Here is an 18485-nt window from a genome sequence, read left to right as displayed (position 1 = left end):
GATTCAGATGCCATAAATTCGGTTTCGAAGATATGGTGATTCTTATTGCTTGTGGATTACACAACTTTAGAATCAGTCACAAAATGAGTCATATAACAAATTAATCTATATAATGTCTATTAAATAAATACTTATATGAAGAACATTAAAACTTTTATTATCATAGTTTTTTCCATACTGAATTTTTCGGCATGTAATACTCCCGAGCCTATAGACCAAGATGAAACCATGCTTTGGCTTGCAAACGGACGAAGCTATAAAGAAGTGCTGGCTTCGGTTGAGACCCGGATAGACAGTACTCTTTCCAAAGAAGAGTATCACATTTACGATGCCAATGGCAAACGCTATATTGATGGCGGTTCACAAGCAGCAATCCGTTATGGAGTATATGCCCTGCAAAGGGCAGAGGTTCTCGGTAAAGCAGATGCCGGTCTGGATATTCATGAAAAACCATATTACGAATACCGTATTCTCAACCATTGGGACAATCTTGATGATACTGTAGAAAGAGGTTATGCCGGACTATCCATGTGGGAATGGACAGCAAAAGAAATTCCCACTGAGAGAATCCACCACTATGGCGAACTCTGTGCATCTGTGGGATTGAACGGTGCAGTCCTCAATAATGTCAATGCCAATCCCCTTATCTTGGACAAAGAACATATCGAAAGAGTAGCTCAAATAGCCAACATACTCAGAGAATATGGCATCACCACCTACCTCTCCATCAAATGGACAAGTCCTGTCACTCTTGACGGATTAAAATCAGGAGATCCTCTTGATCCAAAGGTACGTCAGTGGTGGAAAAATAAAGCAGCTGAAATCTACACTGCCATTCCCGATTTCGGCGGCTTTCTCGTAAAGGCAAATTCCGAAGGGCAGGCTGGTCCGCAAGATTATGGCCGGACCCACGCCGACGGCGCAAATATGCTTGCCGAAGCAGTAGCTCCCTATGGTGGAATCATTATGTGGAGAGCCTTCGTATACAACCCTACCAGCAGCGACAGGGCCAATCAGGCTGTAGAAGAATTCAAATCACTTGACGGACAATTTGCAGACAACGTCATTATCCAGATCAAAAACGGTCCTATTGATTTTCAGCCACGTGAACCTTTCAGTCCTTTATTCGGACAGTTATACAACACTCCCATGATGATGGAATTCCAAATTACTCAAGAATATTTAGGATTCTCCAATCATCTCGTCTACCATGGCACTACTTATGAAGAATGTCTCGACAGCGATACTTATAGAGACGGAAAAGGTTCGACCATAGCAAAAATGGTTAAAGCCATTGCAGGTGTTGCAAATACCGGTCAAGACCCTAATTTCTGCGGTTACATATTTGCCCAATCCAATTGGTATGCTTTCGGCCGCCTTGCCTGGGACCCTACATTAAGTGCTGAACAGATTGCAAATGAATGGATACGTCAAACTTTCATCAAACCTAAAGGAATAACATCCACAGCTTATGAACAGAATTTTCTTACCCCAGTCAAGGATATGATGATGAGTTCCCGCGAGACAGCCGTAAATTACATGATGCCGCTTGGATTCCACCATATATTTGGCGGTTCGCATTATGGACCGGGTCCATGGGAAAATAGTATAAGACGTCCTGACTGGTCGCCTGTATTCTATCATAAAGCAGACAAAAATGGAGTGGGATTCGACCGTACACGCAACGGTTCTGCTAATGTAGACCAATACCATGAACCGTTAGCTTCACAATTCAATTCACTTGAAACCTGCCCTGAAAATCTTCTTCTTTGGTTCCACCATCTCCCATGGGACTATAAGCTTTCTTCTGGTAGAGAACTTTGGGACGAGATATGCCTGCACTATGACAAAGGTATCTCACAAGTTGAGGAATACAAAAAAATATGGGCAAAGCTCAAGCCCTATGTCAGCGAAAGCATTTTTAATGAGGTATCCGAGAAACTGGATATTCAGAAGAATGACGCTGAATGGTGGAGAGATGCTTGTGTAGGTTATTTCCAAACTTTCTCTAAAAAAGAGCTCCCCGCAGGTGTAAGACCTTTGAACACCCCCATTGACTCTCTAATGAACAGCAGAGTGAAATCCAATCGTTACGGTATGCCTTACCATGATGAAAATCACAAGCCTATCATCATCAAACGTCTTTAAAAACATTTTACCCATGTGCAGAACATCCTGTGCATGGGTATTTTAAAGGATTAAGAACATTTCCAGACCTTCTCTTGTAACAATAAACAAAGATAAGGGGGCCATCCGTTGGATAACCCCCTATTATAAAATATTTTGTGTTTGTCTATATAGGGCATTCCCAATAACCCTAAGCAATGTTTATAACTAACCTATTTCTCAAAAAGTCCTGAAAACATCCCCAAAGTTTATTCCAATATCTTTTTTATAAAATCTTTCGGCTGATAATTACGATCGAAAAGCAAAGCATAATCCTTACGACCCCTCACAGGAAAACCATTCTTCCAAGAATCACCGTCACTTACCCCCCAGGCAGTTACACGACTCACAAAATCAGAATGTTTAATGAAGAGATTTAAGAAATCAGACATACGATTGTTCCATTGCTTGGAAACGCTATCGGGCAAAGACTCCGGATAGGGATTCAGCATCTTTTTATACGCAACCGTATCGGATACATTGGCAGTACGTTTCAAGGTAGGCAATGCAGACATATCCCATTCTGTTATCATGACCTTAGCTCCAGTAGAAGCATAAGCAAGCATGCTCTCCTCGAAATCTGTCAAAGAAGGATAATCCAGACCGACATGGCCTTGCATACCGATAGCATCAACACGAAGCCCTTTCGATTTCATGTCATTCACGAGTTTCACAACAGTTGTACGCTTCCCAACTTCATGCATATTATAGTCATTATAATATAATTCGGCTTCTGGATCAGCCTCGTGAGCATACTGAAAAGCAAGAGGAATAAATTCTTCTCCCAAGATCTCATAGAACTTACTCTTGCGATAGGAACCGTCTTCAAGAATAGCCTCGTTCACAACGTCCCAACCCTTAACACGTCCTTTATAGCGGCTGACAATAGTTGTAATATGATCTTTCAACCGCTGCTTCAGTACTTCCGGAGCAACATTATTACCGTCCTTATCAACACAGAACCAGGGAGCTAGTTGAGAATGCCAAACCAAACAATGACCGATTATGTACATTCCATTGTCTTCACCAAACTTTACGAATTCATCTGCCTGGCTGAAATCATAACGGTCTTCCTCCGGATGAATGGTCTGACACTTCATACAGTTCTCTGCAACAATTGAATTAAAGTGGTGTTTTACGATCTTAACTGCCGCAGTATCCACACCTGAAGATTGGCGAGCATTCAATGCCACACCTACCAAAAATTTATCACCCAACACTCCCTTCAAAGAAGCATTGTTTTCCGTTGCAACACGAGTAGTGCAGGAGCCTAAAGCCAAGCCTGCCAACACTGCCAATAACATTTTTCTGTTTTTCATGTTAGTTCTTAATTTATAATTATTATTCAAATAGTAATTTGCAAATAGCTTATTACCAATTATCTGTTCTAAAAGGCGATGCCAGCAGTCCTTCTTTATTGTACAGATTGGCATCCTCAGGATTATTACTCCAAGCATAACGTACTGCCACCGGATTCTTCACAAACTCACTGCTCACCACCACTTTATTGCCACGTATCACAGCATCTGCCCACACAAATTTCCGGTCTTCACCTGCAATAGCAAAATGCTTAAGCTTTTTCCCCTTACAAGTCAGTCCACGACCTGTTTCAGTAAAAGTCAGAATTATTTTATCCCCTTCCACTCTCATCTCCTTATACAAAGGACCGGAAGCAGTAACTTTTTCTCCATACACAAGTCTACGGGCTCCCAGGAAAAGCCGCTGTGCAACCGCTTTCTTATTCAAAGGATGTATATCATTCCATTCGCCCACATCATAAGTTACCGCCAATGCAGTATGTGGTACATTCAATGCTGTTTTAAACTGGGCTTCACGTATTCTTGCCCATCCACTATCGGAAGGTTTATCACTTTTCTCCATATAATTGGGTAATTGCACCAGTAAGAAAGGCATATCAGGCATTTTCCAAAGTTCCCGCCAGTTCTGAATCAAAGCCTCCAATAAAGAAGCATATGTCTGCGAACGACCGGAATTACTTTCACCTTGGTACCAAATGGCCCCTTTCACCTGATAATTGCTAATCGGATAGATCATTCCATTATAGAGTCCGGAACCAGCCTTCTTAAGATTCTTAAGCTTCCCGTTATATTTCATCACTTCATCCAGATTAATACCTACCTTATACTTCCATGTACCAGTAAGGTCTACTTCTGCATCATCTCCTACAATCTTATATTTCTTATCTTTAACAAAACCGCCATTGGAAGAATTAGCAGTAAGCCTTACGGCTATCACATTTTCACCTTGTGTCAAAACTCCTGCCGGAATATCATATTTACGAGGAGGGTAAGTATAGGAAGTAAAACCAACGAAAGTTCCATTTACAAAGACAGAATCACTGTCAACCATCCTTCCCATATAAAGGCGCGCATGTCTTCCCACCATCGAATCGGGAACACGAAACTCTTTTCTATACCATACAGTACCTTTTGTACGAATGCCATTCTCCTGCCAGTATCCCGGCACATCCATTGTTGCCCAATCTGTGTCATCAAAATTCTTCTGTTGCCAACAGCCTGCTCCCTTATCTTGCTGTGCCAATTTCATACTGTCCAAAGCAGCTTTATCAAAAAGAAGCTCCGGAAATGTTTTCAGATGTTCCTGACTTATCCAGCTTTCTATGGCAGAGCCTCCTAAACTGGAAACCAACATACCTACAGGCACTTTATATTTATTGTATGCCTCTTGAGCAAAAAAATATGCCAATGAGGTCCAGTTCAACACATCGGAAGCTATGGCTGAATACCACCCGGCATTTCCCGCAATTTCATCTTTCAGTTCTTCCACTGAATTCTGAGTAGGTACTTTATAATGCCGTATCATGTGATTGTTAGATACATTGATTTCAGGAAACATTTCCGTAAGACGTTCAATAGGAGTTTCCTGATTGGACTGACCGGAACAAAGCCAAACATCCCCGACCAGAACATCACGAATAACAAGTTCATTCACTTCCAAAAGGAAAGGACCTCCTGGCTGCTGCGGTGGCAGGAGGACCAACCAATTCCCCTTCGCATCAGCTTCAGTATTATAATGCTTTCCACGAAAACGTACGGTTACTTTCTCTCCGGGAGAAGCCCAGCCCCATATTTTCAATTCCATATCACGCTGCAACACCATTTTGTTACTTACCAAACGAGGAAGTCTGACTTTAGCCGAAAGCGGCAGCGAAGCCGTACAAACCAACAAAATAAGGCTAACAATAAAAAATATTCTTTTCATAATTTATACTAGAATTATTTACAGGTCAAATTTAAAAAATCCTTCTTATACGGATTAGTAAATATGTTACACTTTCTTCTATTGGGATTACAAGTTCGCTTCCAATGTTACCCTTTCTTTTTTCTATGTAACAATCCTATCAAAAATCATCAGATCAGTGCCTCAAGTCACAAAATATATTGTCATATAGTAACGGTAAAATTCTGCCATTTTTTCCAAAATTTAAAAATCCATGTTTCGATTTCAAAATAACAGCATTCTTTAAGACCGCATCCAAATGCTTCATAAAGCCTAAAAACGACCAATAAGACATATCATAGCAAAGAATGTAACATATAAAACAAAAGATGTAACATACAACAAGTTTTGTGATACATATTCCAAAGTAAATTAAAAAGCTGTTGACTACCTTTGTAAAGTTTCATCAAGCAGCCTATTTGAGAACTATATGAAGAAATTAATTCTATTTTTAATTTTAAACTGTTTAGCCTTCGAATACATCATTGGTCAAAATAGTTTTTTACAAAGACAAGGAACCGCCACTCAACTTGTTGTACATGGAATGCCTTTCCTTATATTAGGAGGAGAATTAGGCAATTCATCTGCTGCTTGTCCGCAAGATATCGAACGTATTTTCCCGAAACTTAAGAGAATGGGGCTGAACACAGTATTGGTTCCTGCCTATTGGGAGCTGATAGAACCGATTGAAGGACAATTCGACTTCACACTTACAGATAAAGTACTGCAACAAGCACGACAGAACGATCTCAAGATTATATTTTTATGGTTTGGCGCCTGGAAAAACTCAATGAGTTGCTACGCACCCTTATGGTTTAAAGAAAACCACAAAAAATATCCACGTGCATATACCCAAAGCGGCAAGCCACTTGAAATAGCCAGCGCTTTTTCCGAAGCTGTATATAAAGCTGATCAACGTGCGTTTTCCCAATGGATGCAACATATAGCAATGGTTGATAAAAAGGAAGGCACAGTGATCATGATACAAATAGAAAATGAAATCGGCATGTTGGAAGACGCGCGTGATTATTCACATGAAGCCAATAAAGCATTCAACGCTCCTATACCGGCTGAATTCATGACCTATCTGCAAAAAAACAAAAAAGCGCTTCATCCGCAAATGTTAGATAAATGGGAAAGTCAAGGATGTAAAAAGCAAGGTAATTGGCAAGAAGTATTTGGGGCAGACATCTACACCGATGAAATCTTCATGGCATGGCACTATGCAAAATATGTGGAAGGACTGGCACAAACAGCCCGTTCCATTTATAACATCCCGCTATATGTCAATGCGGCAATGAACAGCCGAGGACACAAACCGGGTGAATATCCCTCTGCCGGTCCTTTGGCACATTTAATTGATGTATGGCATTGTGGAGCACCCAGCATCGATATTCTTGCACCCGACTTGTATGATAATGGATTCACAGACTGGGTAGCACAATATAAATTGCACAACAATCCTTTGTTCATTCCGGAGATTCGTCTGACAGATGATAATAGTATCCGGGCTTTTTATATTTTTGGCGAACACGATGCCATTGGCATTAGTCCTTTTTCAATAGAAGATGGTTCCGACTCTCCTAAATCACCATTAGTCCAAAGCTATGCCAAATTAAAGGAATTAATGCCTTTACTCACTAAATATCAAGGTAAAGGATTAATGAAAGGGTTGCTTTTTGACAATGAAAACAAAGAACGCATCATCATAGATGATGATTTAACCATAACTGCCCGGCACTTCTTCACTCTCCCTTGGGATCCACGTGCAACAAATGGCAGTATATGGCCCGAAGGCGGCGGCATTTTATTAAAACTCTCTAAAAATGAATATGTCGTAGCCGGTAGCGGCATCGTATTGGAATTTAGCAAAACCTCAGAAAAGCAAACGATTGAAAAACAAAAACAATTGGGGGAAGACGGATTTGCTTTGGGAAACGACCAAATAAAAACGAAACACCACAAGTTCAAAGGAAAACGTTGTGGCATTGGATACGTGGATGAAGTCAAAGTAGACAAAGATGGTAAACTCCATTATGTCCGCCGACTCAATGGAGACCAGAATCATCAAGGACGCCACGTACGCATTCCTGTAGGAGAGTTCAAAATATTACATGTACAATTGTACGAATATCAATAAACATGACAGATTCATTTGAATTTGGCAATATGATGGAAAAATATGAAAAGTTTGGTTTATGATAAAATCAGGTTAGGAGTGGCAGTGCTACTTTACCTTTGCGCTACCTCATGGGCAGATGCAAAGGTAAAGTTGCCTGCTTTAATTTCAGATGGAATGGTACTGCAACGCGAACAGTCTGTCAAAGTATGGGGTACAGCGGATGCAGGCGAAAATATCACCATAGAGTTTCAGAAAAAGAGCTATCATGCTACCGCTGATGCCAACGGACAATGGAGCATTACACTGCCACCGCTGAAAGCAGGCGGTCCTTTCCTAATGCAAATCAATGACATCAAACTGAATGACATTTTAGTAGGTGATGTATGGCTCTGCTCAGGACAATCAAACATGGAACTGCCAGTGAAAAGGGTAATGGATATGTTTTCTAATGAGATACTAAACTACAACAATGAGAAAATACGACAGATCCTCATACCCCGGAAATACAATTTTCACGCACCTCAAGAGGAGATGTCCGCAACAAGCTGGAAGACGCTAACGCAAAAAAATGTGATGGAATTCTCCGCTCTTGCCTATTTCTTCGCCAAAGAAATGTACGAAAAGACTGGTATACCAGTAGGACTCATCAATTCCAGTTGGGGAGGTACTCCTGTAGAAGCATGGATAAGTGAAGAAGGATTGAAGGAGTTTCCCTTATATATCAATAGCAAACGCTTGTATGAAGATGATGCCTATTGCAGCCATATCAAGAAATTAGAGGCTGAAAACTTCTATCGTTGGAACCTATCTCTCTATCGCAGTGATGCAGGCCTGCACGAATCCACTCCCTGGTATGCAACCAATTATGATGATAACAATTGGCAAACGGTAAATATGTTTTCACAATCATGGGGTAATAATGGCCTGAACCCGATTGGCGGTTCCCATTGGCTGCGCCAAGACATAGAGATACCGCAATCATGGAACGGCAAAGAAGCTACCTTGCGCTTAGGCTGTATTGTCGATGCCGATTCCGTATATGTAAACGGAGTATTTGTCGGAACCACCAGCTATCAATATCCTCCCCGTATATACCGGATACCTGCCGGTATATTGAAATCCGGAAAAAACAATATAACCGTCCGCATTATCAGCAACGGTGGACAACCGAGTTTCGTACAAGAAAAACCATACAAAATTATCTGCGACAACGAAGAAATCAATCTGAAACAAAAATGGAAATACCGGTTAGGAGCTCCCATGCCACCCGCTCCGGAGATGATGTTCTTCTGGTACAAACCGGTATGCTTATACAATGCCATGATAGCTCCACTGCAGAACTATTCCATACGGGGAGTGCTATGGTATCAAGGTGAATCAAACGTATCACGCCGAAATGAATATGTTGCACTCTTGTCAGCAATGATTGCTGATTGGCGCCGTACATTCAACCAGCCCGGACTGCCTTTCCATATCGTAGAGTTAGCCGATTTTCTGTCGAAAGATAATCTTGAAGGACGGAAAGCTTGGGCAGAAATGCGCCAGGAACAAGCCAAAGCAGCCGCTATCAACTTCAATACTTATCTCATACGTAACAGTGACCTGGGAGAGTGGAATGATATTCACCCTCTTGACAAAAAAACCTTAGGCAAACGTGCAGCAGAAAGTGTATTGAACAGCACAAAACAATGATACACCTTTTTTTGATAATGATCCAACTAATAAAAATTTAATAGAATGAATACACTTAACCAAAAAGTGTCCATAGCCGAAAAGATTGGTTATAGCCTCGGAGATTGTTCAGCGAATTTTGTGTTCCAAATGATGATGATTTACCAGACTAAGTTCTATACAGACGTATTTGGTCTGGAAGGAGCTGTAGCTGGTAGTGTAATGCTATTAGCGCGTATTGTAGATGCCTTTGTAGACCCAACGGTGGGAATTTTGTCCGACCGCACAAAGTCCAAATGGGGTAAATATCGCCCATGGGTTCTTTGGACAGCTCTACCTTTCATGGTGTTTTACATTTTGGCATTTTACAATCCGGGCATTGAAGACAAAGGACTTGTAGCTCTGTACGCAACAATTTCTTACACTTTATTAATGACCTTGTACTCATTCAATAACACTCCTTATGCTTCACTGGGAGGAGTTATGACAAGTGACATTAAAGAACGTAACAGCATTACCAGTATACGTTTTGTAGCAGCCACTATCGCACAATTCATTGTACAAGGCTTAACACTGCCATTAGTCAGCAAGTTTACCGGTGAATCTGGTGACAAAGGACATGGATGGCTTTGCACAATATCATTATTTGCTGTCATCGGCCTGATATTCCTCATCATTACTTTCTTCTCCGCACGTGAACGTATTACACCGCCGACTAACCAAAAGACAGATACCAAACAAGATATCAAGGATGTTTTCAAGAACATACCATGGCGGGCTATGTTCATTCTGACATTATTTATATTTACTACCCTTGCCATGTGGGGAAGCGCAATGAATTACTATTTTGAGAACTATGTAGACGCCGGTGCGCTTTATGCCTTTCTTGACAAGATAGGCTTAGTTGCCACTGAAGCCGGAGACGGAATAGGATACAGTATATTAAATGCCTTCGGATTAATAGTCAGCAGTCCGGATAAAGCATACGAGGTAGGTTTTGGCGTATTCAACATGTTGGGTGCATTGGTTCAGTTCTTTGGCGTAATCCTACTTTCCAATTTTCTGGCAAACCGTTACGGAAAGAAACGTGTATTCATCATTTGCCTTGCACTAACCGCACTATTCACAGCCTTCTTCTATTTCCCCAACGAAACCGATGTAGAGACTATGTTTGTGCTGAACTTCCTCAAGAGCCTTGCATATGCTCCGACAGTACCTCTGCTTTGGGCTATGATTGCCGATGTAGCCGACCATTCAGAATATGTCAATCACCGACGTGCCACTGGCTTCGTCTTTGCCGGAGTTGTCTTTGCACTGAAAGCCGGTTTAGGCATCGGTAGCGCCATACTGGGTTTCCTTCTTTCCGGTTTCGGTTATGTATCAGGAGCAGGAACGGAGCAGGTAGACTCTGCCATCCAAGGTATCGTGCTTTCATCCAGTTTGATTCCTGCTGCGACATTCTTTGTAGGTGTTATTGCACTCTACTTCTACCCCATAACCAAAGAGTATAACGAACACATGCAGGCCGAACTGAAAGAACGAAGAAGCAAAGCAGATTATTAAAGACTCACAACTGTTTAAAAACAGACAAGTAATAATTCAATTTCTATAAAAAAATAATTCAATAACTTATAACTAAATTCTGATTCACCATGAAAAAAGAAATGAGATACTTAGTTCCGGGAGATTATATGGCAGATCCTGCCGTACATGTTTTCAACAACAGAGTTTACATCTACCCCAGCCACGATTGGGAAAGCGGCATCGAAGAAAACGACAATGGCGATCATTTCAACATGAAAGACTATCATGTGTTTTCCACCGATGATATTATGAACGGCGAAATCAAAGACCATGGAGTAGTCCTTCAGATAGAGGACATACCTTGGGCAGGCCGTCAGCTATGGGACTGTGACGTAGCCCAGAAAGACGGAAAATATTACATGTATTTCCCCTTGAAAGACCAAAATGATATTTTCCGTATCGGCGTGGCTATCAGTGACAATCCGGAAGGACCGTTCATTCCCCAAGCCAACCCGATGAAAGGCAGTTACAGTATCGACCCTGCCATCCTGGATAATGGAGACGGTGATTTCTATATGTATTTCGGCGGTTTGTGGGGTGGCCAACTGCAACGCTATCGCGACAATAAAGCTTTGGAATGTGCCGCTTTACCCGAAGGTAATGAACAGGCTCTTCCCGCCCGTGTGGCCAAACTCAGCAAAGATATGCTGGAGTTTGCAGAAGAGCCGAAAGCTGTTGTCATCTTGGATGAAAACGGCAAACCTCTGACAGGAGGTGACAATGAACGCCGTTTCTTCGAGGCCAGCTGGATGCACAAATACAACGGCAAATATTATTTCTCCTACTCCACCGGCGATACCCACCGCCTATGTTACGCCATCGGTGACAATCCTTACGGACCTTTCACTTACCAAGGTGTCATTCTCACTCCGGTAGTGGGTTGGACCACGCATCATGCCATTGTAGAGTATAAAGGAAAATGGTATCTATTCCACCACGACTGTGTGCCTTCCAATGGAAAGACATGGCTCCGCAGTCTGAAAGTTTGCGAGCTGGAATATGATGCCAATGGCAAAATAATTACTATTGAAGGACAATAATCCAATACACCGAGATGCCTTTATACCGCTAACATACGCGGCATAGAGACCACTCATCAATTTGTAATCCTAATAACATGAAATACAGAATATTTTCGCTTTTCTATATCGCAATAGTATTCGTTACCCAAATGGCTGCCGAAAACGGTAGCCATTTGTGGCTTCGACTGCCTGCCAATGCCCATGCAGAAATTTCCGCTCCCCACCAATCGCCTACACTAAACATAGCTGTCGAGGAGTTGCATCAGGCATGGAAAGGAGCCCCTGTCCGGCTCGTTATACAAAGGGACAAACAACTGCAACCAGAAGGTTTCCGCATCCGACATGAAGATAACAAAATCACGCTCACATCTCCCACCGAGACAGGATTACTCTATGCTGCCTATCACCTGCTCAGGATGCAAGCGACCGGACAAAACGTCACTGCGACTCAAACAACAGAGAATCCCGCCTACAGCCTGCGCATCCTCAACCATTGGGACAATATGGACCGTACCGTAGAACGCGGTTATGCAGGACAATCGCTTTGGAATTGGGAAGAACTGCCGAATACCCTGTCCGACAGATATAAGGAATATGCCCGCGCCAATGCTTCCATCGGCATCAACGGCACTGTACTGAACAACGTAAATGCTTCACCCCAAATTCTTTCTACCGAATACCTGCAGAAAGTAAAAGCATTGGCAGATATTTTCCGCCCATACGGACTACGTGTGTACCTCTCCGTTAATTTTGCATCCCCTATGGCTCTCGACAGTCTGAGCACTGCCGATCCTCTTGACAAAAAAGTTATCCGCTGGTGGAAAAACAAGGTTAAGGAAATCTACCGAATCATCCCCGACTTCGGCGGTTTTCTGGTGAAAGCCAATTCGGAAGGACAGCCTGGTCCTTGCGATTTCGGACGTACCCATGCCGAAGGCGCCAACATGCTGGCAGACGCATTGAAGCCCTACAAAGGTATCGTTATGTGGCGCGCTTTTGTATACAGCCCTTCCGATGCCGACCGTGCCAAACAAGCATATTTGGAGTTTGAGCCCTTGGATGGACAGTTCCGCAACAATGTCATCGTCCAAGTGAAGAACGGACCAATAGATTTCCAACCCCGCGAACCGTACAGTCCATTGTTCAGTGCGATGCAACATACACCACTAATGGTAGAGTTCCAAATGACACAGGAATACCTGGGACACTCCAATCATCTTGCTTATTTGGCCCCGATGTGGAAAGAATTCTTTGAATTCGTAACACCCGCTTCTTTAAAGGCAGTGGCCGGTGTTGCCAATATAGGTACAGATACCAACTGGTGCGGTCACACCTTTGCACAAGCCAACTGGTATGCTTTCGGACGCCTATCATGGCAACCCTCTTTATCTTCCGAAAACATTGCTGATGAATGGCTAAAGCAAACTTTTGACTTCCAGCCCTCGGACATCAATGCCCAACTAAAGAAGATGATGCTCGACAGCCACGAGGCTGTGGTAAACTATATGATGCCCCTTGGTCTGCATCACATTTTCGCATGGGGACATCATTACGGTCCCGAGCCTTGGTGCAACATCCCCGGCGCCCGCCCGGACTGGCTTCCATCCTACTATCACAGAGCAGACAAACAAGGGCTTGGTTTCGACCGCAGTAGCAAAGGAAGCAATGCCGTTGCACAATATCCGGAAAACCTGTCTAAGCAATACGACAACATCAGCACTTGTCCCGAAGAATATCTCCTATGGTTCCACCATGTGCCCTGGAACTACCGCATGAAAAGCGGTCGCATTCTATGGGACGAACTCTGCTATCACTACGACAATGGAGTCCGACAAGTCAGAGACTTTCAGAAGATATGGGATGCCGCCGAAAAATACATTGACGCAGAACGTTTCCATGAAGTACAGTCCGCCTTGAAGATACAGGCCCGCGATGCTGTTTGGTGGAAAGACGCCTGCCTTCTCTATTTCCAGAAATTCTCAAGCATGCCCATACCTTACGAGATAGAACGCCCTATACACGAATTGAAAGACTTGCAGAAAATACATCTCCCCATCAGCAACTATGAATGTCCCACCAAAGAACTGCTGAATAAAAACAGATAAAAAAGGCATAAACAAGTGTGGCAGAAAGGGGCAAAAGATATCACTCTTCACTCCTCTCTGCCACACTTGTTTATATTACACCACTTGTTTAATAGGGATAAACCATAAGTTTAATAGGAATAAACTTATAGTTCAAAGCCAATAAACTATAAGTTTAATTCGGTGAAACAAATATAAATTTCCGGTGAAACAAGTCCTTCCTTTTCTCATAGTGCAATGTTACGTTATTGAGTTTTTTTTGTAATTTTGTCAACACAAACAATATACCATGATGAGACAAAAAACAGCAATCTGTCTTTTATATCTATTCTTATCCGTTTTATGCTACGGGCAAACAGGTAAACTTTTTACTGTGGACAATGAGTTATCAAGCAGCATGATCAACAGTATCTATCAGGACAAAGAAGACATTATATGGATAGCGACTGAAGACGGACTGAACCGATACGATGGTGCCAAATTCAGTGTATACAAACATGACTTCTGCGATGAACATTCCCTGCAAAACAATTATGTCCGCGTCCTTTTTGAAGACAAGAAAGGAACTTTCTTTGTAGGCACATTAAACGGTCTGCAAACATACGACCGTGCAACAGGTATTTTCTCCCATATTCCCATGACCTTCAAAGAAGGAGGTAAGCTGGAAGTAAATGTATCCACCATTATCGAGCGCGCCAACGGAGAAATACTAATAGGGACATCCGGACATGGAATATTCTTACTGAATGTCACAGAAGGACACATAGAAGCCAGGCAACTGCCCGGGTTTGTTCCAAGTTATCTCATCAACCAGATCTACGAAGACCGGAACGGAACATTGTGGGTAATCACCAATGACAAAGGAATATACAGCATAGATACAAACCAAAAGATGACGCACTATCCGAATGGAGGGGAAATAGTGTGGCCTTCTTCCATCTGCGAAGACAAAACAGGAAACATCTATGTGGGATGCCTGAAAAACGGACTATTCAAATACAATCCTCAAACAAACGGCTTCACCCGCATTAAATGTTCTTCGCACCCGGAGCTACCTATCAAGACCCTATATAACATAAACCAAGATGAAATCTATATCGGAACCGATGGGAACGGAATGAAAGTGTATAACATCCAGAAAGAACAGATAATGGAAAGTCCTGTCAATATTACCAGTTTCAACTTTGATAAGTCTAAAGTACACTCCATCCTCAAAGACAATCAAGGGAATATATGGCTGGGATTCTTCCAAAAAGGAGTTATGATAGTACCGCCCGTTAGTAATAACTTCAAGTATATGGGATATAAATCGTCTACCCACAACACAATCGGTTCCTGTTGCATCATGTCCGTATGTAAAGACCATACCGGTTCCTATTGGATAGGTACAGATAATGATGGCATCTACCGTATAGCTCCGGATGGAAAGCAACAAGCGCATTTTGAGCAACGTCCGGGCATCAGCCACTCGGTATCCTCTACCGTTATGAGCATTTGTGAGGACTCGGACCGAAACTTATGGATAGGTTCGTACCGTGACGGACTTGCCAAGTTGAATCCTCAGACCGGACACTGTGAATACATCTATCTGCCGGATAAGGACCAAAAACCGGCACAAAGCATATACAGTATCATTGAAGACAAACATAGGCAGCTTTGGGTAGGTGCTATGGGAGCTGGACTTTACCGTATCAATCTGGAAACTAAAGAAATATACCATTGTCCCAGCACTGCAAACGGTTTTGAATACCGTCCACTAAGCAATATACTGCACAATTCATGGATTAACTGTCTGATGTATAGTACAAACGACAAACTTTACATTGGCACCTATGACGGTTTAGGCTGCCTCGACATCCCAACAATGGATTTTGTTTCCACTTACAAGACAAACAGACTGCTACAAGGTGATGTGATTTATGCACTTTATGAGGATTTGCATCATAATATCTGGGTGGGAACTTCACAAGGGCTGAAGCAATTAAATCCCCAAACACAAAAAGTCAGGAAATATACCATATCCGACGGCCTTCCCAGCAATTCCATTTCGGCCATTGAGGGAGACGCTAACGGTAACCTATGGATAAGTACAAACTTCGGCATATCCCGCTTCAATCCCAGTACACAAACATTCGTCAACTTCTATGCAAGTGACGGTCTGCAAGGAAATGAATTCAGCAAAGGAGTATCATTTGCCAGCACCAAAGGAGAAATTATCTTTGGAAGCACCAGCGGTATTACTTACTTTAACCCCGGAGAAATAACAAGTCCCAACAAAAAACCGGAAATACGCATTACAGACTTTTACGTGCACGATAAAGCGGTAAGATTGGGCATGAAATCCGGACGCTACGATATTGTCACAACCTCTGTAACGAATTCCGACAAATTTCATCTGTCGCACAAGGACAACTCATTCAGCATCGAACTCTCTGCCATGGAGTTCTACAGCCCTGAACGCATAAGCTATTCCTATACATTCAACAGCAATACATGGGTGAATTTACAGTCCGGTGTCAACAGGATATCATTCAGCGAACTGACACCGGGTATCTATCACTTCCAGATAAAGGCAAGGGACTATAATTCCTATTCCGAAATAAAAAAACTGACCATTATCATTTCTCCACCCTGGTATGTCTCATGGTGGGCGAAAACCATCTATTGTCTGACGGCAGTCATCATCACTATTTTCATCATAGTGCAAATACGCCAACGGTATCGTGCACGTCAGGAAATGTTGGAACATATACATGCCGAACAGCTGAATGAAGCCAAGTTACAGTTCTTCATCAACATTTCTCACGAGATACGCACCCCGATGTCTCTCATAATAAGCCCATTGCAAAAGCTAATGGCTACGGACTACGATACAGAGCGCCAGCAGAGTTACAATATCATCTACCGTAACGCCGAACGTCTTCTGCGCCTTGTCAACCAACTTATGGATATCCGAAAAATAGATAAAGGGCAAATGCAACTCAAATTCCAGGAAACGGATATCGTGAGTTTCATACAGGATTTACACTATACATTTGCCTACCAAGCCAATACCAAACATATCAAGCTGGACTTTCATTCCGAAGTGAAAGAACTGAAAGCGTGGATAGACCCGAAGAACTTCGATAAGGTTATCTTGAATATACTCTCCAACGCATTCAAATTCACACCGGAAAATGGTAACATACAAATCCGCTTATGTACCGGCAATGATCCGAATGCCGCTGAGAAAGCGTTAAGCCGCTATTTCGAAATCAGTATAGAAGATGACGGGATCGGCATCAATGAAACCGAATTAGAACGCATCTTCGACCGCTTTTATCAGATACGCAACAGTCAAAACAACTCAAACATAGGTACAGGTATCGGATTGCATCTCACCCGTTCACTGGTAGAGCTGCATCATGGCAGCATCACCGTTGAAAATAACCAAGGAACTCCCGGATGCCGTTTCATCGTCCGCCTTCCCTTAGGAAAGGAACACCTCAAACCAGAAGAAATAGACAACTCAGCAGTTAAGCAGGATCCAGTACACATAACTACGGCGCTACCCACAACACCGCTGATAGAAACATCTACGAAAACACACTCAAAATCCAAGTATCGTGTACTAATCGTGGAAGATGATGATGAAATCCGCCGTTACATCTGCCAAGAATTGGGGCGTGATTTTCACATGCAAGAGTGCTGTAACGGTAAAGAAGCATTTACACATATTCTCAAAAAAACTCCCGATTTAATTATCAGTGATATTATGATGCCTGAAATGGACGGCATGACCCTCTGTTCAAAAGTGAAACAGAACATCAATATCAACCACATTCCAGTTATCCTGCTTACAGCCAAAAGCCGTGAAGAAGATAACCTGGAAGGGCTCAGTATAGGAGCTGACGCCTACATAACAAAACCTTTCAGCATTGAAATACTCCGGCAAAGCACTTTTAACCTGATCAAGAGCCGAGAAAGATTGAGAAACAATTTCCAGGGCAGCCAGACACAAAAAGAACGGATGCAGGAATTAGAGATAGAATCACCGGATGAACGCCTATTAGACCGCATTATGAAAGTTATCAATGACAATATAGCTAACCCGGAACTGAATGTCGAAATGGTAGCCGAAACCGTAGGCATCAGTCGTGTTCATCTGCACCGTAAACTGAAAGAATTAACCAACCAGTCCACTCGCGACTTGATACGCAATCTCCGGCTAAAACAAGCAGCAACCCTGTTAGCTAAGAAACGGCAAAGTATCAATGAAGTTGCAGCCTTGACAGGTTTCACCAACGTTGCCTATTTCTCAACTGCCTTCAAAGAGTTATACGGAATGACACCTACTGCCTACATGGAGCAAAATGCGGCATCGGCATCTTCCGACACTGAGTGATACAAATAAAAGATGAATATGCCAAAACTCCATTTTGAGGAAATAAACTTTTAACTTGAAATTAGAATATCCTAGGGACATTCATTAAATATTACAAAATTAGCCAACTAATTCATACACAAATTATTGCGAATTAGTTGGCTTTTTTGTATCTTTAGGTATTCCCCCGAAAACAAGGTTTGACGGCCAAA

Annotated in this window: 9 protein-coding genes; 7 read left to right on the top strand and 2 right to left on the bottom strand. The window is 42.4% G+C overall.

Going from position 1 to position 18485, the window contains the following annotated elements:
* Positions 1 to 135: 135 nt before the first annotated feature.
* Positions 136 to 2148 (top strand): alpha-glucuronidase, encoded by a 2013-nt coding sequence (locus H8S52_RS18280; protein ID WP_186910353.1) that lies wholly within the window; start codon positions 136 to 138, stop codon positions 2146 to 2148.
* A gap of 227 nt (positions 2149 to 2375) precedes the next feature.
* Here the strand turns inward: H8S52_RS18280 and H8S52_RS18275 are convergent, their stop codons facing one another.
* Positions 2376 to 3485, bottom strand: a complete 1110-nt coding sequence (locus tag H8S52_RS18275) for an endo-1,4-beta-xylanase (RefSeq protein ID WP_186910352.1) — start codon at positions 3483 to 3485, stop codon at positions 2376 to 2378.
* Positions 3486 to 3537: 52 nt separating this feature from the next.
* A complete protein-coding gene (locus H8S52_RS18270; protein WP_186910351.1) occupies positions 3538 to 5409 on the bottom strand; it encodes a sialate O-acetylesterase in 1872 nt (623 codons plus the stop codon).
* Between the two features lie 448 nt (positions 5410 to 5857).
* Here H8S52_RS18270 and H8S52_RS18265 point away from each other — a divergent pair, with 448 nt between their 5' ends.
* The 6 genes from H8S52_RS18265 (at position 5858) to H8S52_RS18240 (ending at position 18294) form a co-directional block, all read left to right on the top strand.
* Complete coding sequence (locus H8S52_RS18265; protein ID WP_186910350.1) at positions 5858 to 7567, top strand: DUF5597 domain-containing protein; 1710 nt, start codon at positions 5858 to 5860, stop codon at positions 7565 to 7567.
* Between the two features lie 42 nt (positions 7568 to 7609).
* Entirely contained in the window at positions 7610 to 9241 is a 1632-nt protein-coding gene (locus tag H8S52_RS18260) for a sialate O-acetylesterase (RefSeq protein ID WP_186910349.1), read from the top strand.
* Positions 9242 to 9286: 45 nt separating this feature from the next.
* Positions 9287 to 10783, top strand: coding sequence for an MFS transporter (locus tag H8S52_RS18255; protein ID WP_186910348.1), 1497 nt, complete (start codon positions 9287 to 9289; stop codon positions 10781 to 10783).
* Between the two features lie 89 nt (positions 10784 to 10872).
* Positions 10873 to 11844: a glycoside hydrolase family 43 protein gene (locus H8S52_RS18250; protein WP_186910347.1), complete on the top strand. Its 972-nt coding sequence runs from the start codon at positions 10873 to 10875 to the stop codon at positions 11842 to 11844.
* A gap of 77 nt (positions 11845 to 11921) precedes the next feature.
* Complete coding sequence (locus H8S52_RS18245; RefSeq protein WP_186910346.1) at positions 11922 to 13931, top strand: alpha-glucuronidase; 2010 nt, start codon at positions 11922 to 11924, stop codon at positions 13929 to 13931.
* A 268-nt stretch (positions 13932 to 14199) separates the two neighbouring features.
* A complete protein-coding gene (locus H8S52_RS18240) occupies positions 14200 to 18294 on the top strand; it encodes a hybrid sensor histidine kinase/response regulator transcription factor (protein WP_186910345.1) in 4095 nt (1364 codons plus the stop codon).
* The last annotated feature ends 191 nt before the right edge of the window (positions 18295 to 18485 follow it).

The sequence above is a fragment of the Bacteroides sp. NSJ-48 genome (assembly GCF_014287405.1).
GTDB lineage: Bacteria > Bacteroidota > Bacteroidia > Bacteroidales > Bacteroidaceae > Bacteroides > Bacteroides stercoris.
This window is presented reverse-complemented; position numbering and strand designations above follow the sequence as displayed.

Coding starts and splice junctions, on each gene's coding strand:
- H8S52_RS18280 (WP_186910353.1), top strand. CDS start 136: ATGAAGAACATTAAAACTTTTATTATCATAGTTTTTTCCATACTGAAT.
- H8S52_RS18275 (WP_186910352.1), bottom strand. CDS start 3,485: ATGAAAAACAGAAAAATGTTATTGGCAGTGTTGGCAGGCTTGGCTTTA.
- H8S52_RS18270 (WP_186910351.1), bottom strand. CDS start 5,409: ATGAAAAGAATATTTTTTATTGTTAGCCTTATTTTGTTGGTTTGTACG.
- H8S52_RS18265 (WP_186910350.1), top strand. CDS start 5,858: ATGAAGAAATTAATTCTATTTTTAATTTTAAACTGTTTAGCCTTCGAA.
- H8S52_RS18260 (WP_186910349.1), top strand. CDS start 7,610: ATGAAAAGTTTGGTTTATGATAAAATCAGGTTAGGAGTGGCAGTGCTA.
- H8S52_RS18255 (WP_186910348.1), top strand. CDS start 9,287: ATGAATACACTTAACCAAAAAGTGTCCATAGCCGAAAAGATTGGTTAT.
- H8S52_RS18250 (WP_186910347.1), top strand. CDS start 10,873: ATGAAAAAAGAAATGAGATACTTAGTTCCGGGAGATTATATGGCAGAT.
- H8S52_RS18245 (WP_186910346.1), top strand. CDS start 11,922: ATGAAATACAGAATATTTTCGCTTTTCTATATCGCAATAGTATTCGTT.
- H8S52_RS18240 (WP_186910345.1), top strand. CDS start 14,200: ATGATGAGACAAAAAACAGCAATCTGTCTTTTATATCTATTCTTATCC.